The organism is Planococcus sp. ANT_H30, from assembly GCF_008369335.1.
In the GTDB taxonomy this organism is placed as follows: domain Bacteria; phylum Bacillota; class Bacilli; order Bacillales_A; family Planococcaceae; genus Planococcus; species Planococcus kocurii.
Window position 1 is genome coordinate 101,387 of record NZ_VOBJ01000001.1, and the last position, 24,042, is coordinate 125,428.

Genomic DNA, 24,042 nt, shown 5'->3' on the forward strand with positions numbered 1-24,042 from the left:
CCTTATTGTATTGGCCATTCTAATAAATTAGGCGCTAGTGGAACGGGTAATGGCTGAGTAAAATCAAACCCGTTCCAACTATCAGACTGCAACCCTTTTACTGCTATTTTTTTATCAAAAGAAGCTGCAGTCAACGCCAAACTTTCAATCATTCGAACTGCTTCTAAACGATCCATTGTTTCTAAATCGACTGAGCCCTCAAAATCAATTTGCACCAAATCTCCAGTTTCTGATAGTTGGAAATCCACATTCCGTGGAATTGTAGCACGATAAAAGTCGTTTGGGCTTTGCGCAAGCGCTTCGATTGCTTCAGTCGCTGAAGCGAAAAGTCTATCGTACCCTGGAGCGAGATAAATTTCGCCATTTGTCGTTGTAAATGAATAATAAGCGACTTCTCTCTGTTTTGGACTGATTGCTTCTACAGATCCTACCTGGGAAAATTCTGCTGCAGAACCATCTTCGTTGACTACTGTAATTTCAGCGACGTCTGGAAAAGTCGCCGAAAGTGTATTGAAATACACGCCTATACTTGCAGAAGCCAAATCGTATTGGTGATCCTGCGGCAAGATGTGGCGTATTCCTTTCACCGTTTTTTCTAAATTACCTAGATAGGGGTGGTACTCATCAAAGCCTAATTGCGTTTCGTCAATATCGTCTGCATATTGCTGATACAATTCAAGCGATGATGGTATTAAATCTCCAAATGCTGCTGTTATCTGATTTTCTGGAACAAGAAAAGAAACGGGCACCACGTTAGCATTCTCAGTTAAGCCGATCGTCATTAATGTCTGGTTTCCAATCGTTTCTTCGTAAACTGAAGTTCGCAACACTTCATCTGCTTGCGCTACAGAAAATTGATTTGATTCTTCAGTGCCGGATCTTTCAGCTTCAGACGAACTATCAGCTTGCTCTGAATTGTCAGTTGATGTTGCTACTGATTCTTCATTTGAACTGTCCTTATTTTGAGCAGCATCCAAGCCATTTTGACCGATAATGGAGGAGACCAGCATACCAAAGGCAATAAATGCCAATGCCGCTACAAGCAAGGGCAACCATTTTTTCGGATGCTTTTGACCTTTCTTTTGATCAACCAACTGACTGTAAATTTTTTCTTTTGATCGATTGTCTTTTATTGAAGGGAAATCATTTAACAAATCTTCGATGGATTTATCGGTCCATTTGTCATTTGACATTGTCGTCTCCCCCTTCCCTAGCTATTAATTTTTCACGTAATGCTTTTATTGCACGATGTTGTGTTGTCTTCACTTTTCCTTCAGTCCAGCCTAAAACTTCTGCAGTTTCTGCGATCGACAAGTCTTGAAAAAACCGCATTATGACGACCATTTTCTGATCTCCTGTACACGTATCCAATGCTTTATAAAGAAATATTTTATCTTCATTCAATAAGGAAACTTCTTCTGGGAGTTTTTCAGACGACACCAATTGTTGTGTTTCCCAATCAAAATACGCCATCGAATGTTTTGTGCGTACTGCTGTTTTCCGAAAATGATCGATTGCCACGTTTTTTGCAATCGAAAAAAGCCATGTCTTTTCTGAACTTCTTCCTTCAAAGCGATCGTATGCTCGAAAGGCACGAATATACACTTCTTGCATCAAGTCTTCTGACACATGCCTATTTTTCACCAGATAAATCAAAAACTGAAAGACATCCTGATGAAATTCATCGTACAGTCGATGGAAAACGGAGTCATTCAATATACTCCCTCCGTTCTTAAGATTAGTCGTCTTCGTCTTTAGAAAGTTACATATTTTTCAAAGGCAGTAGGAAGGCAAAAGAAGTTCCATGCCCTTCTAAGCTTTCTGCGTATATTTTACCTTCATGGGCTTGGATAATGTTACTAGCGATGGCTAAACCTAGTCCTGTGCCACCTTTTCCAAGTGTTCTCGCTTTGTCTGCTTTGTAAAAACGCTCAAAGACAAATTCTAAATCTTTTTTTGAAATACCTATCCCGTTATCATTAATTGAAATTTTTGCGTACTCCTGCTGTTGTTCGACACGAACTACGACTTGTCCGTTTGCAGGTGTATGTCGTATAGCGTTATCTATCAAATTTGTCATGACTTGTTCAATTCGGTCTTGATCCATCTCACTAGCTGCCCAATCATCGATTGTCGTTTCAAACCTTAATTGAACGTCGTTTTCTTTGGCAATTTGAGAAAACTTCAATGTCATCCGCTCGATTGCACTGTTCAACTGAACAATTTCTTTATAAAGTCGCATGTGGCCTGATTCCAAACGCGCCAAATTCAGCAAGTCAGTAATCAATCGACCCATCCGCTGCGATTCTTCGTAAATAATTCTGGTCATTTCACGTCGTTCTTCTTCCGATGCCCCAACATCATCTAAAATCGCTTCACTATAGCCTTGAAGCATCGCAATCGGTGTTCGCAACTCATGTGATACATTAGCAATAAAGTCTTCTCTCAGCTTCTCTAGGCGATGCTGCTCTGTCATATTGTGCAAAACAGCGACAGCTCCCCGTATCGATTCGCCACTATATAAAGGACTGAAACTAATGGCGTAATAAGCACCTTCAATTTCGAGTTCTTCTTCAATTTCTTCTTCTAGACCTAGTACATGGTCAAGCATATGAAGCATTTCAGGCGGCAATGGCTGCGCTTTAGTCGAACCATTTTTGAAAATCCATTGCTGCAGTAATTTTTCAGCCGGTGGATTGCTCAACAAGATGGTTTTATCTTGGTTAAAAGTAATGACCGCATCGGCCATTGATGTCAGAATACTTGATAATTGTTCTTTTTCCTGATTGATCACTTCAACATGATGCTTTAATTGACGGCCCATTTGATTGAACGCTGTAGCCAATTGACCAATTTCATCACTAGAAGTTGCCTTGACTTTTGTATCAAAATTTCCTTTCGCTAACTCAAAAGCACCTTCTCGCATTTTGCGGAGAGGAGAGGTAATCCGTGAGGATAAAAAGAAAGCAAAAAATGTTGTCAATAAAAGTGCGATAAACGCTGATAGAAATACAATATTAGTAGTTCGTTCTGCAGTGCGGTCCATCACTTCCAACGATTGATAGATAAATACGACACCATGGCGGTCTTCACCAGTCTTTAACGGACTAGCCATGACAATATACGATTCCAGACGATTTTGTTCTGTTAGTGAAGGCAGGAGCATTTCTTTCATCACTGTTTCACTTGTCTCAAACACTTTTTGAAAAGAGGGTTCATTTAATATTTTTTCTCGGGTTTCAGCGCCATTCAATCCGTCATGAATGTAATAGCTACTATCGAAAGGCTCTTCAGCAATTACAGCATTGGTTTCTTGCCCAATAATATCCTCTATAATTTCTAACGAACTGGTCACTTCTTCATGATCATTAAAAATATTCGCAATCATATTGGCTTCACTGTTCAACGCTTCTTCCACTGTTTCACTGTGATAGTTTCCCAAAAACTCTAAAAGTAGAACTGTCACAATAAAAAGGACAAAGGAAACGAGAAGCAGGATCGTAATCCACAGCTTCCCGACAACACTATTCCATATTCTATTCATTGCCGACCTCAAATTTATAGCCGACGCCCCACACAGTAACAATCATCTTCGCAGCCGATTCAGACACGCGATTCAATTTTTCGCGTAACCGTTTAACGTGTGTATCGACTGTTCTCAAATCACCAAAAAAGTCGTAATGCCAAACTTCTTTCAGCAAATGCTCACGGTCAAAAACTTTGTCTGGTGCTTTTGCTAAAAAGTACAATAATTCATATTCCTTTGGCGTTAAATTTACTTCCACACCATCAGCCGTGACACGATGCGCATCGTGGTCGATCGTAAGATGAGGGAAAACTACCAAGTCTTTTGAAGCAGTTGAATTGGATATCGGTGAATAGGCAGATGAACGGCGTAAAATTGCCTTAACACGCAATACTACTTCTCTAGGACTAAACGGTTTAACAATGTAATCATCCGCTCCAGCTTCAAAGCCTTCTACTCGGTTAGCTTCTTCTCCTTTAGCGGTAAGCATGATAATCGGTGTCATTTTTGTTTCACGCAATTCTGTAGCAACTTCTACACCGTTTTTTTCAGGCATCATTAGATCGAGCAAGATGCAATGATAATCTTTTTCCAAAGCCATTTCTAATGCTTGAACACCATCTTCAGCTTCTTCTACTAAGTACCCTTCACGTTCTAAATACATTTTCAGCAATCGTCGAATCCGCTCTTCATCATCTACCACTAAAATCGTAATCTCTTCAGACATGCTAACCCCTCCAACTTTCTTCTATATATGTATCATTGTAACGATAACTCTGTAAAAAATAAAGAAAAGCACCAGCATGTATCAACTCAGAACGCTCTAATTTACCTAATAAATAAAAAGCCTTTTCCGTTTCCGGAAAAGGCTTATCTGTTTATGCGTAAGAATGTAACCCGGCAATTATTAAGTTGACTGCTACCAAGTTGAACATGATGATCACAAAGCCAATAACAGCCAGCCATGCAGACTTCTCACCTTGCCATCCTTTACCTAAACGCAAGTGCAAGTATGCTGCATAGAATAACCAGGTGATCAATGCCCATACTTCTTTCGGGTCCCAGCCCCAGAAACGCGACCAAGCAATTTGTGCCCAAATCATGGCGAATATTAAGGCACCTAGGGTGAAGACTGGAAATCCGATAATTACGGCGCGGTAACCAATTTCATCCATCAGCTGCAGATTAACATTTTTAACGAATGGTTTCAGAATTGCAGCAATACGCTTTCTGAAAACCAGACGAATCAACCAATAAAGAACTGTCCCGACCATCACTGACCAAAGAACAGTCGTCAGTTTTGCAGCATCAACAATGGCGGGCGTTTCGACTAGTGGTGTCATCGCAGCGTCTGTTAACGCTTCGTATTCATTCATACCAAAAATGGGTGGCATTGTATATGTGATCGCGGCTTCTTTAGCTTCTTTATCGACATAATTAAATTCTGCTTCATAGCCTGTAACAGAAAAGAACGAACTAGCTAATACAAAACCAAGTACTAATACTAGTGAGTACATAATCGCTTCAAGCCAAAAGCGTTGCTTAGATTTCTTCGTAAGGTCTACTACCTTTAATAGGTAAATTAGACCTGCCGCGGCACTAATAGCTAAAATTCCTTCTGCAATAACAACCGTGCTGACATGAATTGCCAACCAGTTTGTTTGCAGGGCTGGAATAAGTGGACTAACTTCACTCGGGAACATACTAGCAAATGCGATGATCAGTAAAGCAACAGGCAGTACGATCATACCAAGAACCGGCGTTCTGTAGAGGAAGTACAAAATGACAAATCCACCAACTAACGTCATACCGAAAGCTGTTGTAAATTCAAACATATTGCTTAGCGGTGCATGGCCAGTTGCGCCCCATCTAGTAAAGAAATAGCCTAGATTGGCAGCAAAACCGATAAGGGTAATAATAATTGCAACATTGCCCCATCGTTTTTCCGATTTAAATGTTCCCTCTTTATTGCCTTTAACTGCTCCACCAAAAACGAATGTTGCAATTAGATAAGCAATAAATGCTACATATAATAGGTTTGAACTTATATCAGCTAATGTCATGACAATATTTCACCTTCCTTTTCTGCTTTCTCTGTTTTGTCGATTTCATCTTGCTGATCTGTGTAAGCAGGCAATGATGCATACTCAGCAACTTGATCAAGATCTTTCTTTAAGCCGAACCAGTTTTTATTGGTATGACCCGCAAGCAAGATCGTGCCATCCGCTTTCTGTTGAATCCAGAAACGTCGATGGTTAAAGTACATCCCCTGTGCCACACCAATCATGAAGATCAAACCGCCAAGACCAAGAATCGGCAAAGTGCTATCTTTCCGAACTGTAAGACCCGATACATCACGCGTTTCAACACTTTGGAAAGTCAGTTTAAAGTCATTTTCACCTAATGGTTCTACTGTATTTTGAATCGTAATGAAACTTGTTTCTCCTTCTGGTGTTTCAGGAGTAGTCAATTTCACCAAGAAGCCAGGATTGTTCGGCAATGGTGTTGCCGTTTGTGGTTCACCGTTTTCAAAGCCTGAAAAATCTGGGTAGTAACCAAGTAGTTCAACAGTCGAACCACCTTCAAGTTCGTAATTTTTTTCCGGATCAATCAAATCAATGGTCAGTTCACCAAGCGATTCTTCTGTTTTTTTGTTAGTCAAAGCAAATGTCATTGTTTTCAATTCATCCAAACGGTAATCCATTTGGTAAATCGCATAGCCATCGAATTTTAAAGGCTGGTTGACACGAATCGGAAATTCTTTAACAACCTCCTGACTATCAGCTGCTCCAGGCAATGCATCTTCTTTCTTCTGATACAAAATAACATCCGTTTGATAGTTTTTCGCTACCGTACCTACACGATCTAAGGCTTCACCGAAAATTTCTTCTTCGCCTTCACCTGAATAAGTTTCAAGTTCGAAGTTTTCGCTTTCTAGGTAATAGCCTGGCACTTCAGGAATGGCTCTAGTTTCACCTTCACGCAGCCATAAACTCTCATCGATATAAAAACCAGGAATCATGCGCAACATAACACCAAACAAAAAGATAATTAGTCCAATGTGATTGACGTACGGACCCCATCTGGAATAACGGCCTTTTTCAGCCAGCAATCCATTTTTATCCGTACGAACATTGTACTTTAACTCTTTTAACTTTGTTTCAGCTTTTTGTAGCGTGTCTTCTGAACCAGGTCCCTCAGCGTAAATACGCTGTTTTTCCATAAAACTTGGATGACGCAGAACACGCTGTTTTTTTAGTGATTTGTAAAGCGGGACAAAACGATCTAAGCTAGCAATTACTAAAGAAATAGCAAGCATGCCCACTAAGGCGATAAACCAATAAGAACTGTATAAGTCATGAAATCCAAGAGCATGATAAACCCGCCCTATACTGCCATAAGTATCTGCGTAATAATCCTTTATTGTTGCTTCCGTATTTGCCGGAACAAACGCTTGCTGCGGAAGAATCGTACCAATTGCTGCTGCTACCAGCAAGATAACAATAATACTGACGCCCACTTTAACACTTGAAAAGAAGTTCCAAATTTTATCAATAATAGATTTGTTATACGTTTGTGAACGTCTTGCCGTTCCTTCATAACGCATGTCCACCAGTTTGCTCTTTTGATCTTTTTCAGTCAAAGACCGCCCGCACGATTCACAAAGTTTCGTACCCGGCGGATTTACATGACCGCATTGACATTGCAAATTCTCCATCCCAAAAATCTCCTTAGTCAGGTTTAATTTCTTCCATAAACCCTTCAATATCCTGTTCGGTCATTTCACCTGTAATGATGCGCTGAATATTTCCTTCCGGATTAACAAGCACTGTAGTTGGCAATGGCCTGATGTTATAGGCCGTCATCACACTTTTTGTTTTATCAATCACTACTGGAAAAGACAAGCCGTATTGATCCGCAAAAGATTGGACTTCAAAATCCGATTGAGCAATGTTTACTGCAAGCACTTGAACGCCTTGGTCTGAAAAGACATCAAATTGCCGATCCATAGCTGGCATTTCTTTCGCACACGGTTTGCACCACGTACCCCAGAAATTCAAAAAGACACCTTGACCTTCATAATCTGATAATTTGTGATTATTGCCTTCAAGATCTACTAAAGCAAAATCAGGAGCTTTATCACCGACTTTAAGTACACTGACATCTTCAGCTGTTGCACTGTTGTAGATGGTATAACCTATAGCAGCTATTAAAATCGCCAAAATTGCCGTTCTCATCACAGCTCGTCTTTGCTTCTTGTTGTTGTTTTTCTTCTTTCCTTGCTCATCCATGCTTGTTCCTCCTTCGAGGTATATTAGACAAACCTAATTATAACAAAGTTTAAACAGTCACAAGTCTGGAGTTTTGAAGGGTTTGTGAACGTTAGACGCGTTTGCCTGTATCCGCTAATACACGCAATAATTTGACTTCATGCGAAGAAAGTTCACGTGATTCACCAGCATTCAAGCCGTGTAGAGTTAGAAAAGCAAACTGCTCACGACTCAATTTCTGAACTGGGAAGCCAATTGCTTCAAACATTCTACGGACTTGGCGGTTTCTTCCTTCATGGATGGTAATTTGCACGATTGCCTTACCTGTCTTTTTATCACCAGACAGTAGCTTTACTCTAGCAGGTGCTGTCATGCCATCTTCTAGTTTGATGCCACGTTCTAGTTTTTTCAAATCGTCTCTTTCTGGAATCCCTTTTAAGCGAGCTACATACGTTTTATCAATTTCGAACTTTGGATGTGTCAGCATGTTGGCAAATTCGCCATCGTTCGTCATGATCAGTAAACCAGATGTATCATAATCTAAACGCCCGACTGGGTATATCCGTTTTTCAATATCTGTGAAAAAATCCGTGACAACTTTCCGATTTTTATCATCAGAAACAGCGGAAATGACACCACGTGGCTTATACAGCAAATAATAGACCTTCTGCTCTTTTTCAAGCTGAACGCCTTCTACTTCGATCTTATCTGAACTTGAAACTTTTACGCCAAGTTCTTTAATTGTTTTTCCATTGACTCTTACTTTGCCGTCCAAAATCAATTGTTCTGATTTACGTCTTGATGCTACACCTGCGTGTGCAAGTACTTTCTGTAATCTTTCCATAAATAAGTTCACCTCATTAGTATTTTTTTCGAAAAGCGTACGCGCCTGATGAACACAGGTGCTGCAGCCAAACAAGCGAAAACGGAAATGTGTCTCGTTTCTTGTTTAACCGAGCCAAGCACTGCAAATGTATTACAATAACTCGATATGCCGTTCGTTCCTCTCGGAATTATGTCACATTTTCTGTAAAAGCGGAAGCGCTAAGCTCAAAAGAAAAGAAGACTGTCAATAACACAGCCTTCTAGAACAACCTTACACTTTTACTTCTTCTTTAAAGGCTTCTTGAAAATTCGTCATAAAAAGATCCGTATCTTCATCCAAATCATTTGCTGCTTCTTCAGGTAATGGTGGAAGTTCGTCTAAACTTTTTAATCCAAAATAATTTAAAAACTCGCTTGTCGTCCCGTATAAAATGGCACGACCGGTTCCTTCTACACGTCCTGCTTCTTGAACAAGTCCTTTAGCGGTTAACGTTTGAAGAGCTTTTTCGCTTTTCACTCCGCGTAAGTCTTCTACTTCAACTCGCGTAATGGGTTGCTTATAAGCAATTATCGCTAATACTTCTAACGAAGCTTGAGACAATGCTTGGACGGTCGGATTTTCCACTAACTTTTGAATTGTCTCAGCTACTTCTGGTTTAGTGACAAGTTGAAAGACACCTGCTAATTCCTTAAGGGCAATGCCACTGACAGAAGCGTCATAGCGTGAATGCAATTCACTAATACCCGCTTGCAACTCTTCATTGCTCACTTCTGTTAAAAATTGAAGCTGTTTTAATGTTAGGCCATCATCTCCTGCCACAAAAAGCAGCGCCTCTATTTTACTCGAAAGATTCGTCTTCATATTCCCACTTGTCCTTTCTGAGCTCCACCATCAAATCCGTGAAATTCATTTGTTGCTCTACTGCAATGACTTGACGTTTCATCAACTCTAAAATTGATAAGAACGATACCACCAATACAGTCTTATCATTTGATGGAAATAAATCACTAAAAGACGTACGACCTTTTGACAATTTTAATTGGTCGACAATAGCTGTCATTTGTTGTTTGATGGAAATTTCCTGACGAGTGATGCGCGCAGACAAAGGCGATTTTAACTGTTTCCGACGCAGCATCTTCTGAAAAGCCCCGAGCATATCATATGCATTCACATCAAGATCAACTTGCTCACCGGGAATAGATGCTTGGATTTCCGATAAATCCATTGGGGCTTTCGTATAGATGGCGGAACGATTACTTTCTAACTCTCTTAAATTCGAGGAAGCATCTTTGAATTTACGGTATTCTACAAGTCGCGATACCAATTCTTCTCGTGGGTCCTGCTCATCAAAGTCATACTCTACTTCATCGAGCTCTCCTTCATGCACTGGCAGTAAGGTTTTACTCTTAATCGCAATCAAAGTTGCCGCCATAACAAGATACTCACTCGCTTCATTCAATTCTAGAACTTGCATCGCACGTATGTGTTCCATATACTGTGAAGTAATCTGTGAAACAGGAATATCGTAAATATCAATTTCCAAACGGTGGATTAAATGCAATAATAAATCAAGAGGACCTTCAAAGGCCTCCACTTTCACTTCGTAAGACATTACTATACCACCTGACTGTTTAAATACTCATCTATCCCAGTTAATGGGCAATTATTCTTTATTATAGTAGAAAGGGGATCAAAATGCATCCACTTCACCATCCGCTGTTTATTCAGTACATTATTAATTTTAATCAAGAAAAAGATTTTTTCGAATGCCATGAAGTCGGAGAAGACTATTGGAAGTCTGTTGCCCCGAAAGACAAATTACATCCCTTGACTGGCTGGATTCAATTAGCAGTCGGCATGTACCATTGGCGAAGAAGCAATTATCCCGGTGCACTGCGGTCGTTTATCCGCGCCAAGGTAAAGCTTTCAGCAGGAGGAGTTTGGGTTGACGGAGTTGATCATGAAAAGCTAATCGGTATTTTAACCGATTCGATTAAAGCTGTCACAGAACGCAAGCCTTTTGTCGCACAAGACATTCCTATTGTTTCAGAAAATCTAAAACAAGCAGTAGAATCCTATCGTTTAGAAAATCCGCTAACGCTGCAAGATCCTTATTTCCTCATGCATAAGCATAGACTTCGTGACCGATCTTCAATCATTAGTTTACGCGAACAAAAAAAAAGGCGAAACCTTTAAATTAAAGGTCGCCTTTTTTTTCTGGACATTTTTTGAGAAACGCATCTGTTTCTTCCGTTGAAAGCATTTCTCGATCTTGCATTATACGCTGAATTTTGCCTATCATTTCACGACCGATTCCTTCTCCGCGATGAGAAGGGTTCACAGATATGTGATGGATGGTGAAAGTTTCTTCGCTAACTTCCACACCTAATAGCCCGACAAAATCATCCTCTTTTTTCCAAAGGAATAATTGCCAATCGGGGTTTTCCTCGTAAATATGCATCGTTTGTTGAAGCTTTTTTAACTCTCGTTCTTTCGGCATGAACGACATAAGCCCCATAGCAATTTTTTCGAATGATTTCTTATATCTGAATAACATAATTAAATCCCTCATTTTCGTCTAAAAGCGGCTTTTACCATATTACTATAGATCTCTTGATAACTCAAGAGAGCCTTCTTTATCCGCTAATGACATTTTCTGCAAAAAAGATCCAGTAAATAATCCCCCACGCCATCGCCATCGCTAGAATAAAAAGCAGTAAGATCAGGTTCCCTTTTTTCATCTTTGGACAGCCTTTTGAGAATAAGGTAAGTCTTGTTTGATCAAATCATCATTCGTTTCACGTTTTACAACGAGTTGATGATTGCCGTTTTCAACAAATACAACAGCTGGTCGTGCAATGCGATTGTAATTGCTTGCCATTGAATAACCATAAGCTCCTGTGCAGAAAACACTTAAAAGATCTCCTGCTTCTACTAGTGGCAATTCAGCCTGTTCGATAAGTTTATCTCCTGACTCACAACATTTTCCAGCAATTGTGTATTGCTCGGTCATAGCTGCATTTGCTTTATTGGCAAGGAGCGAACTGTATTTCGCTCCGTACAAAGCAGGACGAATATTATCGGACATTCCTCCGTCAACCGCAGCATACTTCCGCGTTCCTGGAACTTCTTTTGTTGATCCAATCGTATAAAGCGTCGTTCCGGCATCTCCAATCAAGGAACGGCCTGGTTCAATCCAAATTTCAGGAATCGGATAACCCAATGCTTCAGAAGTTTGTTTCACGGTTTCAATCATTTTACTGACATAGACAGCTGGTTCAAGGGGTTGATCTTCTGCAGTATAGCGAATACCAAAGCCGCCACCTAAATTTAATACGGCACATGTATAACCGAATTGCTGTTGCCATCCAGCCATTTTTCGCAGTAATTTTTCAGAAGCTAACTGAAATGCACTCGTATCAAAAATTTGTGAACCAATATGACAATGTAGACCCATTAGATTCAAATATTGGTGATTATAGGTTTGCTCGAATGCCTCGTCAGCCTGACCATTTTTCAAATCAAAACCGAATTTCGAGTCTTCTTGTCCGGTCGTGATGTAGTCATGTGTGTGAGCTTCAATGCCCGGGGTGACACGCAACAAAATATTCATTGATTGCTTGGTTTGCTCGGAAAGTTTTTTTAGTAAGTCGATTTCGTAAAAGTTATCGACTACGATGCAACCGATTCCTACTTGAAACGCCATCTGCAATTCTTCCAGGCTTTTGTTGTTGCCGTGAAAATGAATTTTCTCAACCGGAAATCCCGCCTTGACCGCTGTGTATAATTCTCCAGCAGAAACCACGTCTAGCGACAGATTTTCTTCTGCTGCCACTTGATAGATTGCAACCGTCGAAAAAGCTTTACTGGCGTAAGCGACTTGATAGCCAATTCCGGCATCTATAAAGGTTTGTTGGAACGCTCTAGCGCGTTTACGGAATAATTGAATGTCGTAAACATAAAGTGGTGTGCCGTAATTCTCAGCTAACGCCACTGAATCGGTCCCACCGATCGTCAAATGACCTTGCTCATTAATTGTTTGTGTGCCATATAAATGCAAAAAAAGCGCCTCCTTATGATGTGTTATTCAAAGAGTTTAAGAAGAAAGAGCAGAATTATCCCCTACTATTCACTAAAAAAGCCTCTCTTCTAGTTTCACTTATGTATATGAAAAATCTTGCTGAGCAATTACCCAGCAAGATTTTGTCAATCGGTTATCAAAGCTGAAATCAGTTTGATTTTTTCAACCGGTCTACTTGTATATTCGATACTATTATATATCATTTTAGAACATTCTGCGAGCTCTTCTGTATTTGAATAAATTGTAGCAATGGCCTCGCCAGTTTTTACAAAGTCTCCAACTTTCTTATGAAGAACAATGCCAACAGCTAAATCGATAACCGATTCTTTTGTTGCTCTGCCTGCACCTAACACCATAGCCGCTGTGCCGATTTCGTCCGCTTCCATAAATGAAATATAACCTTCTTCTTTAGAGGGAACTTCTGTTATAAATTTAGCTTGTGGCAATAATGTGACATCATCCACCACCGCTGGATTTCCGCCTTGATCCTCAATAAATTGCTTGAGAACTTCCAAAGCTTGTCCGTTCTCAATTACTTTTTCCAGCATCGCACGTGCTTCTTCTAAGGTTGCGGCTTTACCACCAACGACAACCATTTGACTGCCTAGTACCATACACAGTTCGGTTAAATCTTCCGGACCTTTACCTTGTAATGTTTCGATTGCTTCTTTAACTTCTAACGCATTACCAATCGCAAATCCAAGAGGTTGGCTCATATCAGAAATAATCGCCATTGTTTTTCTGCCTGTTGCATTGCCAATTCCAACCATCGCATGCGCTAGTTCTTTAGCGTCTTCAGGCGTTTTCATGAACGCACCTTCGCCCGTTTTAACGTCTAAAACGATCGCATCTGCTCCTGCTGCAATTTTCTTACTCATAATCGAGCTTGCTATTAGCGGTATGCTGTTAACGGTTCCCGTTACATCACGCAGTGCGTACATTTTTTTATCTGCTGGAGTCAAGTTACCACTTTGTCCAATTACCGCTAGTTTATGGTCATTTACTTGTTTGATAAAATCTTCTGTTGAAAGTTCAACATGAAAACCATCGATTGCTTCTAGCTTATCTATCGTTCCACCCGTATGACCTAGACCACGACCACTCATTTTTGCAACTGGAACGCCACATGCCGCAACTAAAGGTCCAAGAACCAATGTTGTCGTGTCTCCCACTCCGCCGGTAGAGTGCTTATCCACTTTAATGCCTTCGATTGCTGATAAATCGATTTGGTCGCCTGACTCTGCCATCGCCATTGTTAAATCTGCGCGTTCACGCTCTGTCATGTTTTGAAAATAAACTGCCATTAGAAAAGCGCTCATTTGGTAATCAGCGATGTCTCCATTTGTATAGCCAGTGATGATGAACGTAATTTCTTCAGTCGATAATTCGCTGCCGTCTCGTTTTTTTTCAATCAGGTCTACCATTCTCATGAATATTACCGCCTTCTCCATTTAGTTTTCATTTCAAATAAAACATACTTAACCATTTAAACGAGACAAAAAACTTTTTCCGAATTTAGGCATATCCACCGAAAAGTTCTCCGCAATGGTTGCGCCAATGTCTGCAAATGTCTTTCCTGTTTCAAGCTCTTGACCACCGCTAAAACGTGGTGAATAAGCTAAAAGCGGCACATACTCACGCGTATGATCTGTACCAGGGAATGTTGGGTCGTTGCCGTGATCTGCCGTAAGGATTAACAAATCATCTTGCTGCATGTTTTCCAACACTTCTGGAAGACGCACATCAAAAGCTTCTAACGCCTCCCCGTAACCTTGAGGATTTCTTCTATGTCCATAAAGTGCGTCAAAATCCACAAGATTTAAAAAGCTTAATCCATGAAAATCTTCTTTAACGACTTTCACTAGTTTATCCATGCCGTCCATATTGTCTTTTGTGCGAATTGCTTTTGTGACACCTGCACCGTTGTAAATATCATCGATTTTGCCGATAGCAATAACATCTTTGCCACCATCTTTTAATTCGTTCATCACCGTACGGTCAAATGGTGCTAGAGCATAGTCATGGCGATTTGATGTTCGTTTAAATGCTCCAGGCTCTCCAAGAAATGGGCGCGCAATAATACGACCTACTAAATATTCGGGTGCTAATGTCAATTCACGTGCAATTTCACAAATCTGATACAGTTCTTCTAAAGGAACAATTTCTTCGTGAGCTGCGATTTGCAATACAGGATCTGCAGATGTGTAAACAATAATTGCGCCTGTTTCCATATGCTGTTGACCCAGCTCGTCTAAAATTTCAGTGCCACTTGCTGGTTTGTTGCCGATTACTTTACGACCTGTCTTTTCTTCAAGTTGCTGAATTAACTCTTCTGGGAAACCGTTCGGATATACTTTAAACGGGGTATCAATGTTCAATCCCATGATTTCCCAATGTCCTGTCATTGTATCTTTTCCAACAGAAGCTTCTTGTAATTTGCCATAATAAGCAGCTGGCGAATCTACGTGTGCAAGCCCTTTCACGGGCACGATGTTGCCGAGACCTAACTTTTCCATGTTCGGCATTGTTAATCCGCCTACAGTTTCCGCAATGTGGCCGAGTGTGTCTGATCCTTTATCACCGTATGCTTCAGCGTCATGCGCTTCTCCAATGCCTACCGAATCTAATACTACTAAGTGAACGCGTTTAAATGGTTGGGTCGTCATAAGTATTCCTCCTTATTTTGCTTTTAGTTTACCACACTCTACCTCCTCGTCGGAAGTCAGACCTATTTTATGCGCGTGGATGGAATTGAGAATAAACGTCTTTCAATCGCGTCTTACTAACGTGTGTATAAATTTGAGTGGTAGAAATATCTGCGTGTCCAAGCATTTCTTGAACTGCACGAATATCTGCTCCATTTTCCAATAAATGCGTAGCAAAAGAGTGGCGCAACGTATGCGGCGTTAACTCTTTTTGTATACCCGCTTTTTGTGCATGCTGCTTTAATAGTTTCCAAAACCCTTGACGAGTTAAGCGTTTACCTCGTTGGTTAATAAACATAGCATCGGTCTTTTCTCCACTTTTCAGTAAGTCGAGGCGACCTGTTTCCAAATACGTCTGACAAGATGTTAAAGCAGATTTCCCTAAAGGAATAATCCGTTCTTTGCCGCCTTTTCCAGTACAGCGAACAAATCCCATCGTCAGGTGAATATCTTCTACATCTAAATTGATGCATTCACTAATACGCATTCCACTGGCGTATAATAATTCCAACATCGCTTGGTCCCGTAATCCATTTGCTTTATTTGTTGCAGGTGCCTGTATGAGGGCATCCACTTCTTCAACAGACAGGATATTCGGCAGTTTCTTATCCATTTGGGGCATCTCTAGGTGAACAGTTGGATCGGTTTCGACAATTCGTTCACGAATTAAGAATTGGTGGAAAGAACGAATAGACGAAATATGGCGCGCTACTGTTCGCGGCATTTTGGTTGTTTCTTTCAAATGACGTAAATGATTCACTATATGTACTCGTTCAATGTTGCTTAAGGATTGTAACTGCTCTACTTCTTTCAAATACTGAAGATAGACGTTAAGATCTCTCCTATAAGATGTTAATGTATTATCTGCTAGTTGTCTTTCAACTCGCAGAAAATGCACGTAATCGTCGAGTGCATCTTTACCAAAATTCATCCGTCTGCCTCCTTTATGTTTTGTATTTAAGGCAATCAGTCCCGTTTTTCCATACAAAAAGGACGGCCTACATGGGCCGTCCTCTAGGCATCTGTTATTCTGATGGATTTTGAGAGTTGCTGTCATTGCAGCGCCAGCAGATGCCATGGAAAGTAAGACGGTGGTCTTTAATTTGGAAATTCCAACGTTTCTCTACTATGTTCTCCACATCTTCTAGGAGATCTTCCTGTATCTCATCTACTGCTCCACATTCTAGACAGACAAGGTGATGATGGAAATGCGCTGCGCCTTCTTGACGCAGGTCATAACGCGACACGCCATCGCCAAAGTTTATTTTGTCGACAATTTTCAGTTCTGTTAAAAGTTCTAATGTCCGGTATACAGTTGCCAATCCGATTTCCGGTGCAATGTCTTTCACTAAAAGATAGACGTCTTCTGCACTTAAGTGGTCTTCTTCATGATCCAACAAAACTCGAACTGTCGCTTCCCGCTGTGGCGTCAATTTGTAACTCGCAGCGTGTAGTTGTTTTTTTATCCGATCAATTCTGGTTTCCATGCGACGCCCTCCCTCAAACTGCCTCTATTATATCAAAAGGGAGTTCTCAATTACAACAATACTATTCACCCTTTAATTATAATCGTTATAAAGAGATAATGGTTTCAATTCTCAATTAACAAATGTTGCTTTGCCCATAAGACCGCGAATGCTGTTTTAGCATCATAAATTCGTTCGTCCGCAACCATTTGTTCTGCTTCTTCGATCGTTATTGCCATTAGTTCCACAAATTCATCGTCATCCAAAACCGCTCCATTTGTTGCTTTACTCAATCCTTCGGCTGCAAACAAATGAATAACTTCGTCGGCAAATCCTGGAGAAGTGGCGAAAGTTTGTATTTTCACCAACTTTTCAGCCGTGTAGCCTGTTTCTTCTTCCAATTCGCGCATTGCGGTAGTTTCAGGAGCTTCTCCTGGTTCTAACTTACCTGCTGGAATTTCCACAAGAGACCGTTCCAACGCTTTTCGGTATTGTTCAACCATAATGATTTTTTTGTCCGTTGTAATTGCGATAATAGCGACAGCACCAGGATGTTCAATCAGTTCTCTTTTTGAGGTGTGACCATTCGGAAGTGACACATCATCAACTTTTAAATTAATAATTTTCCCTTCGTATAACCGATTAGAATGGATCGTTTTTTCTTCAAATTTTTTCATGGGAATCCTCTTTTCATTTGTGGTTTCTCTGAAAGAAAGTATACCATATTAGATACGACAGACTAAACGAGGTGGAGAGATGAAGAAAAATTTATTAGGTACGAGCGGGATTAGAACAAGTGAAATTGGATTCGGCTGTATGTCCTTGCCAACAGACGTGAAAAAAGCAAGCCTGATCGTTGATGAAGCGATTGCTCAAGGTATTAATTATTTTGATACTGCGGATTTATATGACAAAGGAGTCAACGAAGAAATTGTGGGCAGCGTATTAACGCATCACCGAAAAGAAATCGTCTTAGCTACTAAGGTCGGGAACGAGTGGAACAACCATACAGGTGAGGTTAAATGGAACCCCACCAAGTCTTATCTTAAAAAACAAATTCACACGAGTCTGAAGCGCTTGCAGACAGATTATATTGATGTGTATCAATTACACGGTGGCATGATCACCGATGACGTTGAAGAAACCATTGAAGCTTTTGAAGAATTAAAAAAAGAAGGGTTGATTCGCGCTTATGGTATTTCTTCGATACGTCCAAATGTAATCAACCAATTTCTTGAGAAAAGCGACATTGCCTCCATCATGATGCAATATAGTTTACTAGATCGTCGCCCTGAAGAATTGCTGGACAGCATTGGTCAAGTTGGAACATCAGTCGTTACTCGCGGCACTTTAGCAAAAGGCTTGTTGACTGGCGAAGGACTCCAACGGGCGGGTAAAATGGACGGCTATTTGAGCTATAATGCAACCGAATTGAAAGACACTTTAGAAAATCTGCTGGCAGTTCATGACAATCTCCACGCTTTAGCGCTGCATAGCATATTGCAGCACGACACGATCAGTTCAGTAGTGGTAGGCGCTAGTTCAGCAGACCAGATTAAAGCAACCATCAACGCATACGAAACTTTGGTTTCCCCCGAGCAAATTTCACAAGCAAAAACATTGACACGGCAAGATATTTACCAAGAACATAGAAAATAGTTAGTTTTTTACAATTGAAGACTTCAAAATTTTATGATATTGCCACTATACAAATACTTAGAAAAAAATTCAAAAAAATTAGGCGTAAATTGCCCTTGCAAAAGAGCAATCTATGCCTTTTTGCGTTATTTCAATTTTTTAAGCGGGAAAAACTCCATAACACTTTTTGTTCTTTATCGCGTAAAGCTATACTCCTGTAAAAACACTAGGTTTTAGTACGACTTTATATAGCAATCCCCAATTTTATAAAAACATTTTTTAAAAATCCTAATCCTCTTTTTAATGAATAGCTTTGACTTGTTTATTAAATTTTCTAAATATACGGAAAATTAAGTTGTTTTTATTTTTTTTTTTGTTATTATGAATAAATAGGTTCACTAATCATAGTTAAAAAGAATAGTTATTCCTATAATCAAAGTACTTTATACTCATTTTTCAAGGAAACTTGAAAAGTTTATATAGCAAGGACAACACCAATTAAGGAGGATGAAATATGATAAAAAAGATTTTCACTACTACAGCCGTTTTAGCTTTAATTTTAACAAATGCTCCATTAGCAACATTAGCAGCAACTAGCTTGGAAGAACCAACGAATGTTAAACCGTCTGACTACGCAACAGATGTCAGCTTAAATCCCACTTTGGAAGCAATCGTTAAAGATTCTACCGGTGCTGGCATTAAAACGGTTGATTTTAAAAAAGGATATAAATATGACTTTGCCAACAGTAAGACGATGTCGGGCTTCACAAACGATACCGCTGACAATCCAATTTCTGTTGGCATTCAAACCGGTGCAATACCTTTAACGAAAGGACAAATTGATGCCATCGCAGCTAATGATGGCAAAACAACCGTTACAAAAAGTAGCAAAGGCTTTCCTTCACAACGCTTTGTCGTTGATGTATCCAAAGATTTAGCAACAGGCAATGCAATAGAGCTCTACTGGGAAGGTAAAACATTATCAAGTGGTTTGGCCAACTTATCTGCATGGGACTATAAAGCCGGCACCTGGATTGCTTTAAATCAAGCACAAGGAAATTCCAAAGGACAAGAAATTATCCTATCAGCTGAAATTGATAAAGAACGATTCGTAAAAGATGGCAAAGTTCAAGCTATGGTCCACGACTCTGGGACTGTGACAAATTCTAAAGAAGAAGACTTTACGATGTTGTGGTTTACAGATACTCAGTACTATGCAGAAGATTATCCTAAAGTCTGGACTTCCATGACTGATTGGATGATTAAAGAATTTAATAAAGGAACGTTTGAATATGCAATGCATACTGGAGATCTTGTTAACCAATACGATAAAATCGAACAATGGGAAGTAGCGAAAACCAACTTAAACCGAATGGATGCTGCCAACATTCCCTATGGCGTACTCGCTGGAAACCGAGATGTTATGCCTGATCGAACACAAAAAATTTATGATTATACGCGCTTTGGTGAATATGCTGGTGTAAATCGCTTTAAAGACAATGCTTGGTTTGGTGAAGCAATGAACGAACAAAATCAAAATCATTATGATTTATTTTCATTCGGAGATCATGACTTCATCATGCTCTATCTCGGGTACGGAAAAGATGGAACAACTGAAACTGTCAATTGGGCTAACAAAGTACTTAAGCAATACGCTAATCGAAACGCCATTCTTGGTATGCACGAAAATATCAACTCCGTGGCACAGTATGCAACCGAGTCTGCAAGGATTATTAACCGAGAAGTAGTTAATCCCAACAAAAACGTTAAAATGGTTCTTAGCGGCCACCACCACGGGTCAAATTACCGTGTGAAAAAAGTACCGAATGAAGATGGTACGAGTCGCGAACTATTGGAAGTATTAGGTAACTACCAAGGGAATCTCGCTCCAGATCGTGGAGATGGTTATTTACGTTTACTGACATTTGATCCGACTGATGAATCACTTGACTTCGTTTCGTATTCTCCTTATCTTGACGATACTAATTTCGATCAATTTGATTCTGCTAAAGAAAGCTTTACGGCGAATTTTGATTTGGCCGATGTAAAAGCTAAAGAAAATCCAAGACAAATTGAAACAGATTACTTGGCTGTTAATATCTTCACCAATCAATCAATTGGGCAAGACAAAGAGTTGAAATCAGGCGAGAAAGCTTCTGTCGAATGGAAAAACCTTAGCAAGAACACAAACTATCAATGGTATATGAACATGACTAACAGCAATGGAGAAAGCGAAAATTCAACGATTTATCAATTTACAACAGGCGCTAAAGATCCTAGTCCTAATCCGGATCCAACGCCTAATCCAGACCCAACACCTAATCCAGACCCAACACCTAATCCAGACCCAACACCTAATCCAGACCCAACACCTAATCCAGACCCAACACCTAATCCAGATCCAACTGGATTTACAGATGTACCAGATCGATATTCACTATCAGTAAACTACCTTCTATCAAAAGGCATCACAAAAGGATTAACACCGACCAAATTCGGCACAGACATGACGATTAAACGCGTTGATGCAGCCGTCATGTTAGCTAAAGCATTAAATCTTAAGACAACGGACATAAAAAAATCTAAATTTACAGATGTTCCTGAACGAGCTGCAAAATATATAGATGCTTTGAAAGCAGCTTCGATTATTAATGGTAAATCGGAAACTACGTTCGGTTCAGATTTAGACATCACGCGAGGCGAAACAGCCATAATATTGAAAAACGCCTATGAGTTAGAAGCCAGTAAAAACGGGACACATTTTACTGATGTATCTGACAGGTATGAGAAATCCGTTGCTGCTCTAGTAGAATATGAAATTACTAAAGGCCTAACAGCAACTAAGTTTGGGACAGAAAGTTCGCTGAAGCGTGGAGAATTTGCGATTTTCCTTTACAACGTTAATCATCTAGAGGATTAGGTCGCGTATATAAGACGCTAGTTTATTGCTCAAAACTGAAATAGCACACCCGCTAGTTGCTCTTGTCATTAAGAGCAACTATGCGAGTGTGCTATTTTTCTTTTAAAAACTTGCATTTTTAGTAACTTTATTTAAGCAGCGCTTATTGGTATCTTCACAAAATACCCTGTAAATCTAACTAGCCAATCCTATAACAAGTGGGTTAGCTAGTTAAATTAAAACTTGTTTCCTTTGTCTCCGTGACGTTCTAACAATTCGGCAAACGACAGGTTTTTCTCGCGTTCCTTCCGCTCAAATAAGCGCCGTGCTTCTTTTTCTTCTTCTAGCGCCTGCTCTTCTTTAAGCAGTTCTTTTTTTGTTTCTTTTAGCCTTGACAACATGTCTTCTGAAAACATACTGTTAGATTCTTCTTTTCGTTTCGCCATCGATCTTCTCTCCTTATGCGCGTTTAATAATCGTCGCGATTCCCTGACCGCCACCGATGCAAAGCGTCGCAAGACCCGTCTTGGCATCGCGCTTGATCATTTCATGTAACAGTGTGACGAAAATACGTGTACCACTTGCACCAATCGGATGACCAATCGCAATTGCTCCCCCGTTAACATTTAGAATATCATGGTTAAATGCCAATTCGCGATCGACTGAAATCGACTGGGCCGCAAATGCTTCATTTGCTTCAATTAACTCGATATCCCCTAGAGACATGTCCGCTTTACTTAAAGCATTTTTCACAGCTTGAACAGGACCAATCCCCATAACAGATGGATCAACTCCCGCAGTGCCACTTGCTACGATTGTTGCAAGTGGTGTTAATCCTAATTCTTCTGCTTTTGCTTTTGACATAACTACAACTGCTGCTGCTCCGTCATTGATACCTGATGAGTTACCAGCTGTTACACTGCCCTCTTTTTTAAATGCCGGACGTAACTTCGCTAGTTTTTCTTCATCAGAAGAGCTCTTGACGTATTCATCTGTTTTAAAGATGACTGGCTCTCCTTTACGTTGCGGAATTTCTACTGGCACGATTTCATCGTCGAATCGTCCTGATTCGATCGCTGCAGTAGCACGCGCTTGTGAACGAGCTGCAAATTTATCCTGTTCTTCACGTGTAATTTCATAGCGATCGCACAAATTTTCTGCCGTAACACCCATATGATAATTATTGAATGCACAAGTCAACCCATCTACGAGCATACTATCAACTAACTTCTGATCGCCCATACGGAAACCACTGCGAGCGTTTTCCATCAAATAGGGTGCACGACTCATGTTCTCCATGCCACCTGCTACAACGATTTCTGCGTCTCCAGCATAAATTGCTTGAAAAGCCAATTGAATCGACTTTAATCCAGATCCGCACACTTTATTAATGGTCATAGCTGGTACATTTTCCGGTAGCCCTGCATGAATGGATGCTTGTCTTGCTGGATTTTGACCTAGTCCTGCCTGTAGTACATTCCCCATAATGACTTCAGAAACCTGATCTGATTGAATTCCTGCGCGTTCAATCGCTTCTTTAATCACAATTGCCCCTAATTGTGTAGCTGGAATGTCTTTGAGCGCCCCTTGAAACGAACCTACCGCTGTTCGGACAGCGCTTACAATAACAATTTCCTGTGACATTTACTTTTCCCCCTTGTTTGATTGTTTGCTAGTTGCTCTTTTATCCCTCTCCTCTATACAATGGAAAGTAGGGGGGATACTATGTTCAGTTTACCAAATAACGCAACGATTATCGAGGTTGGGCCGCGAGACGGTCTCCAAAACGAAGGGAAACTTGTTTCGACTGAAAATAAGCTCGAGTTTATAACCGCTCTGCAAAATGCTGGAATTCAAGAAATGGAGCTCACTTCATTTGTGTCACCAAAATGGGTACCTCAAATGGCAGACGCCAAAGAAATAGTCGCTCAGACAAAAAAAGTCGGTCGTCAGTTTGTACTAACACCCAATGAGCGAGGCGTCACTGCTGCACTTGAATCAGGCGCAACGTCTCTTGCTGTTTTTGTAGGTGTTTCCAATACATTTAATAAGAAAAATATTAATAAGACAACAGCAGAAAGTATGGCAGCGTTACAGCCATTAATTTACGACTTAAAAAAACAAGGGATTTTTGTACGCGCTTGTATTTCAACTGCCTTCTATTGTCCATTTGAAGGGGCTGTTGCTCCAGAAGCTACTTTATCGCTTTGCCGTCAGTTCGTGGAATGGGGAGTCGACGAACTAAGTGTTGCCGATACTATCGGCATGGCAACGCCAAAGGAAAGCTATGCTTTGTTCACTCAATTAGTGGAAGCTTTTCCGAATGTTTTAATGACTGCGCATTTTCACGATACTCGTAGAATGGCATTAGCTAATATCACAGCGGCTATTCAAGCAGGGGTAACCCGCTTTGACTCTTCTGCAGGTGGTTTAGGCGGTTGCCCTTTCGCACCAGGAGCTACTGGCAATGTCGCAACAGAAGATGTTGTGAATATGCTTCATCAAATGGCTATTCACACTGGAATTGATTTGGATCTTCTGTGCAAAGCTATTGAAAAAATTGAGCCACACGTATCGAATCCCGTAACGACTGGTATGTATACATTGTATAAAAATAAGGGATAAGGGGT

General features: G+C 40.3%; 23 protein-coding genes. 4 read left to right on the forward strand and 19 right to left on the reverse strand.

Annotated features, from left to right (window positions below; genetic code table 11):
- Window positions 1–2 precede the first annotated feature (2 nt).
- The 10 genes from FQ085_RS00540 to FQ085_RS00585 all read right to left on the reverse strand — a co-directional run bounded on the left by FQ085_RS00540 (window position 3) and on the right by FQ085_RS00585 (window position 10,235).
- Entirely contained in the window at window positions 3–1,193 is a 1,191-nt protein-coding gene (locus FQ085_RS00540; RefSeq protein ID WP_149455702.1) for a hypothetical protein, read from the reverse strand.
- Entirely contained in the window at window positions 1,183–1,770 is a 588-nt protein-coding gene (locus FQ085_RS00545) for an RNA polymerase sigma factor SigX (protein WP_410477391.1), read from the reverse strand. The genes FQ085_RS00540 and FQ085_RS00545 overlap by 11 nt, the downstream gene beginning before the upstream one ends.
- Window positions 1,763–3,544 carry an ATP-binding protein gene (locus FQ085_RS00550; protein WP_149455703.1) on the reverse strand — a complete coding sequence of 594 codons (1,782 nt, stop codon included), beginning with the start codon at window positions 3,542–3,544 and terminating at the stop codon, window positions 1,763–1,765. The genes FQ085_RS00545 and FQ085_RS00550 overlap by 8 nt, the downstream gene beginning before the upstream one ends.
- Window positions 3,537–4,253: a response regulator transcription factor gene (locus FQ085_RS00555; RefSeq protein ID WP_058385017.1), complete on the reverse strand. Its 717-nt coding sequence runs from the start codon at window positions 4,251–4,253 to the stop codon at window positions 3,537–3,539. The genes FQ085_RS00550 and FQ085_RS00555 overlap by 8 nt, the downstream gene beginning before the upstream one ends.
- 151 nt (window positions 4,254–4,404) lie before the next feature.
- The gene (gene ccsB, locus FQ085_RS00560) at window positions 4,405–5,589 is read right to left on the reverse strand and encodes a c-type cytochrome biogenesis protein CcsB (RefSeq protein ID WP_058385016.1); all 1,185 of its coding nucleotides are present in this window, start codon (window positions 5,587–5,589) and stop codon (window positions 4,405–4,407) included.
- A complete protein-coding gene (locus FQ085_RS00565) occupies window positions 5,586–7,244 on the reverse strand; it encodes a cytochrome c biogenesis ResB family protein (protein WP_058385015.1) in 1,659 nt (552 codons plus the stop codon). The genes ccsB and FQ085_RS00565 overlap by 4 nt, the downstream gene beginning before the upstream one ends.
- Window positions 7,245–7,257: 13 nt before the next feature.
- Window positions 7,258–7,818, reverse strand: coding sequence for a thiol-disulfide oxidoreductase ResA (gene resA, locus FQ085_RS00570; protein ID WP_058385014.1), 561 nt, complete (start codon window positions 7,816–7,818; stop codon window positions 7,258–7,260).
- A gap of 91 nt (window positions 7,819–7,909) precedes the next feature.
- Entirely contained in the window at window positions 7,910–8,641 is a 732-nt protein-coding gene (locus FQ085_RS00575; protein WP_058385013.1) for a pseudouridine synthase, read from the reverse strand.
- A gap of 252 nt (window positions 8,642–8,893) precedes the next feature.
- Window positions 8,894–9,484 carry an SMC-Scp complex subunit ScpB gene (scpB, locus tag FQ085_RS00580; RefSeq protein WP_058385012.1) on the reverse strand — a complete coding sequence of 197 codons (591 nt, stop codon included), beginning with the start codon at window positions 9,482–9,484 and terminating at the stop codon, window positions 8,894–8,896.
- On the reverse strand, window positions 9,462–10,235 hold the full coding sequence (locus FQ085_RS00585) for a segregation/condensation protein A (RefSeq protein ID WP_149455704.1): 774 nt from the start codon (window positions 10,233–10,235) through the stop codon (window positions 9,462–9,464). The genes scpB and FQ085_RS00585 overlap by 23 nt, the downstream gene beginning before the upstream one ends.
- Window positions 10,236–10,318: 83 nt before the next feature.
- Between FQ085_RS00585 and FQ085_RS00590 the strand changes: the two genes are divergently transcribed.
- Complete coding sequence (locus FQ085_RS00590; protein WP_058385010.1) at window positions 10,319–10,819, forward strand: DUF309 domain-containing protein; 501 nt, start codon at window positions 10,319–10,321, stop codon at window positions 10,817–10,819.
- A gap of 1 nt (window position 10,820) precedes the next feature.
- Here the strand turns inward: FQ085_RS00590 and FQ085_RS00595 are convergent, their stop codons facing one another.
- The 7 genes from FQ085_RS00595 to FQ085_RS00625 all read right to left on the reverse strand — a co-directional run bounded on the left by FQ085_RS00595 (window position 10,821) and on the right by FQ085_RS00625 (window position 17,552).
- On the reverse strand, window positions 10,821–11,180 hold the full coding sequence (locus FQ085_RS00595) for a GNAT family N-acetyltransferase (RefSeq protein ID WP_058385009.1): 360 nt from the start codon (window positions 11,178–11,180) through the stop codon (window positions 10,821–10,823).
- 180 nt (window positions 11,181–11,360) lie between these two features.
- Entirely contained in the window at window positions 11,361–12,683 is a 1,323-nt protein-coding gene (lysA, locus tag FQ085_RS00600) for a diaminopimelate decarboxylase (RefSeq protein WP_058385008.1), read from the reverse strand.
- Window positions 12,684–12,829: 146 nt separating this feature from the next.
- Window positions 12,830–14,134: a pyrimidine-nucleoside phosphorylase gene (locus FQ085_RS00605; RefSeq protein ID WP_149455705.1), complete on the reverse strand. Its 1,305-nt coding sequence runs from the start codon at window positions 14,132–14,134 to the stop codon at window positions 12,830–12,832.
- Between the two features lie 48 nt (window positions 14,135–14,182).
- Complete coding sequence (gene deoB / locus FQ085_RS00610; protein ID WP_058385006.1) at window positions 14,183–15,370, reverse strand: phosphopentomutase; 1,188 nt, start codon at window positions 15,368–15,370, stop codon at window positions 14,183–14,185.
- A 67-nt stretch (window positions 15,371–15,437) separates the two neighbouring features.
- Complete coding sequence (gene xerD, locus FQ085_RS00615) at window positions 15,438–16,340, reverse strand: site-specific tyrosine recombinase XerD (RefSeq protein ID WP_149455706.1); 903 nt, start codon at window positions 16,338–16,340, stop codon at window positions 15,438–15,440.
- 94 nt (window positions 16,341–16,434) lie between these two features.
- Window positions 16,435–16,896 carry a ferric iron uptake transcriptional regulator gene (fur, locus tag FQ085_RS00620; protein ID WP_008430965.1) on the reverse strand — a complete coding sequence of 154 codons (462 nt, stop codon included), beginning with the start codon at window positions 16,894–16,896 and terminating at the stop codon, window positions 16,435–16,437.
- A 104-nt stretch (window positions 16,897–17,000) separates the two neighbouring features.
- Window positions 17,001–17,552, reverse strand: a complete 552-nt coding sequence (locus tag FQ085_RS00625) for an NUDIX hydrolase (protein ID WP_058385004.1) — start codon at window positions 17,550–17,552, stop codon at window positions 17,001–17,003.
- 79 nt (window positions 17,553–17,631) lie between these two features.
- Between FQ085_RS00625 and FQ085_RS00630 the strand changes: the two genes are divergently transcribed.
- A complete protein-coding gene (locus tag FQ085_RS00630) occupies window positions 17,632–18,534 on the forward strand; it encodes an aldo/keto reductase (RefSeq protein WP_149455707.1) in 903 nt (300 codons plus the stop codon).
- Window positions 18,535–19,027: 493 nt separating this feature from the next.
- Window positions 19,028–21,433 (forward strand): S-layer homology domain-containing protein, encoded by a 2,406-nt coding sequence (locus FQ085_RS00635; protein ID WP_149455708.1) that lies wholly within the window; start codon window positions 19,028–19,030, stop codon window positions 21,431–21,433.
- A 215-nt stretch (window positions 21,434–21,648) separates the two neighbouring features.
- Here the strand turns inward: FQ085_RS00635 and FQ085_RS00640 are convergent, their stop codons facing one another.
- Complete coding sequence (locus FQ085_RS00640) at window positions 21,649–21,858, reverse strand: DUF3886 domain-containing protein (protein ID WP_058385001.1); 210 nt, start codon at window positions 21,856–21,858, stop codon at window positions 21,649–21,651.
- Window positions 21,859–21,871: 13 nt separating this feature from the next.
- Window positions 21,872–23,056, reverse strand: a complete 1,185-nt coding sequence (locus FQ085_RS00645) for an acetyl-CoA C-acetyltransferase (protein WP_149455709.1) — start codon at window positions 23,054–23,056, stop codon at window positions 21,872–21,874.
- A gap of 81 nt (window positions 23,057–23,137) precedes the next feature.
- Here FQ085_RS00645 and FQ085_RS00650 point away from each other — a divergent pair, with 81 nt between their 5' ends.
- The gene (locus tag FQ085_RS00650) at window positions 23,138–24,037 is read left to right on the forward strand and encodes a hydroxymethylglutaryl-CoA lyase (RefSeq protein WP_149455710.1); all 900 of its coding nucleotides are present in this window, start codon (window positions 23,138–23,140) and stop codon (window positions 24,035–24,037) included.
- Window positions 24,038–24,042: the final 5 nt, after the last annotated feature.

Bases quoted from the DNA above. Each gene is read 5' to 3' on its own strand.
- FQ085_RS00635 (WP_149455708.1), top strand. From the start codon at position 19,028: ATGATAAAAAAGATTTTCACTACTACAGCCGTTTTAGCTTTAATTTTA.
- FQ085_RS00630 (WP_149455707.1), top strand. From the start codon at position 17,632: ATGAAGAAAAATTTATTAGGTACGAGCGGGATTAGAACAAGTGAAATT.
- FQ085_RS00605 (WP_149455705.1), bottom strand. From the start codon at position 14,134: ATGAGAATGGTAGACCTGATTGAAAAAAAACGAGACGGCAGCGAATTA.
- FQ085_RS00550 (WP_149455703.1), bottom strand. From the start codon at position 3,544: ATGAATAGAATATGGAATAGTGTTGTCGGGAAGCTGTGGATTACGATC.
- FQ085_RS00540 (WP_149455702.1), bottom strand. From the start codon at position 1,193: ATGTCAAATGACAAATGGACCGATAAATCCATCGAAGATTTGTTAAAT.
- fur (WP_008430965.1), bottom strand. From the start codon at position 16,896: ATGGAAACCAGAATTGATCGGATAAAAAAACAACTACACGCTGCGAGT.
- FQ085_RS00590 (WP_058385010.1), top strand. From the start codon at position 10,319: ATGCATCCACTTCACCATCCGCTGTTTATTCAGTACATTATTAATTTT.
- FQ085_RS00645 (WP_149455709.1), bottom strand. From the start codon at position 23,056: ATGTCACAGGAAATTGTTATTGTAAGCGCTGTCCGAACAGCGGTAGGT.
- FQ085_RS00585 (WP_149455704.1), bottom strand. From the start codon at position 10,235: ATGTCTTACGAAGTGAAAGTGGAGGCCTTTGAAGGTCCTCTTGATTTA.
- xerD (WP_149455706.1), bottom strand. From the start codon at position 16,340: ATGAATTTTGGTAAAGATGCACTCGACGATTACGTGCATTTTCTGCGA.
- ccsB (WP_058385016.1), bottom strand. From the start codon at position 5,589: ATGACATTAGCTGATATAAGTTCAAACCTATTATATGTAGCATTTATT.
- FQ085_RS00565 (WP_058385015.1), bottom strand. From the start codon at position 7,244: ATGGAGAATTTGCAATGTCAATGCGGTCATGTAAATCCGCCGGGTACG.
- FQ085_RS00650 (WP_149455710.1), top strand. From the start codon at position 23,138: ATGTTCAGTTTACCAAATAACGCAACGATTATCGAGGTTGGGCCGCGA.
- FQ085_RS00625 (WP_058385004.1), bottom strand. From the start codon at position 17,552: ATGAAAAAATTTGAAGAAAAAACGATCCATTCTAATCGGTTATACGAA.
- FQ085_RS00555 (WP_058385017.1), bottom strand. From the start codon at position 4,253: ATGTCTGAAGAGATTACGATTTTAGTGGTAGATGATGAAGAGCGGATT.
- deoB (WP_058385006.1), bottom strand. From the start codon at position 15,370: ATGACGACCCAACCATTTAAACGCGTTCACTTAGTAGTATTAGATTCG.
- resA (WP_058385014.1), bottom strand. From the start codon at position 7,818: ATGGATGAGCAAGGAAAGAAGAAAAACAACAACAAGAAGCAAAGACGA.
- FQ085_RS00595 (WP_058385009.1), bottom strand. From the start codon at position 11,180: ATGTTATTCAGATATAAGAAATCATTCGAAAAAATTGCTATGGGGCTT.
- scpB (WP_058385012.1), bottom strand. From the start codon at position 9,484: ATGAAGACGAATCTTTCGAGTAAAATAGAGGCGCTGCTTTTTGTGGCA.
- FQ085_RS00575 (WP_058385013.1), bottom strand. From the start codon at position 8,641: ATGGAAAGATTACAGAAAGTACTTGCACACGCAGGTGTAGCATCAAGA.
- FQ085_RS00640 (WP_058385001.1), bottom strand. From the start codon at position 21,858: ATGGCGAAACGAAAAGAAGAATCTAACAGTATGTTTTCAGAAGACATG.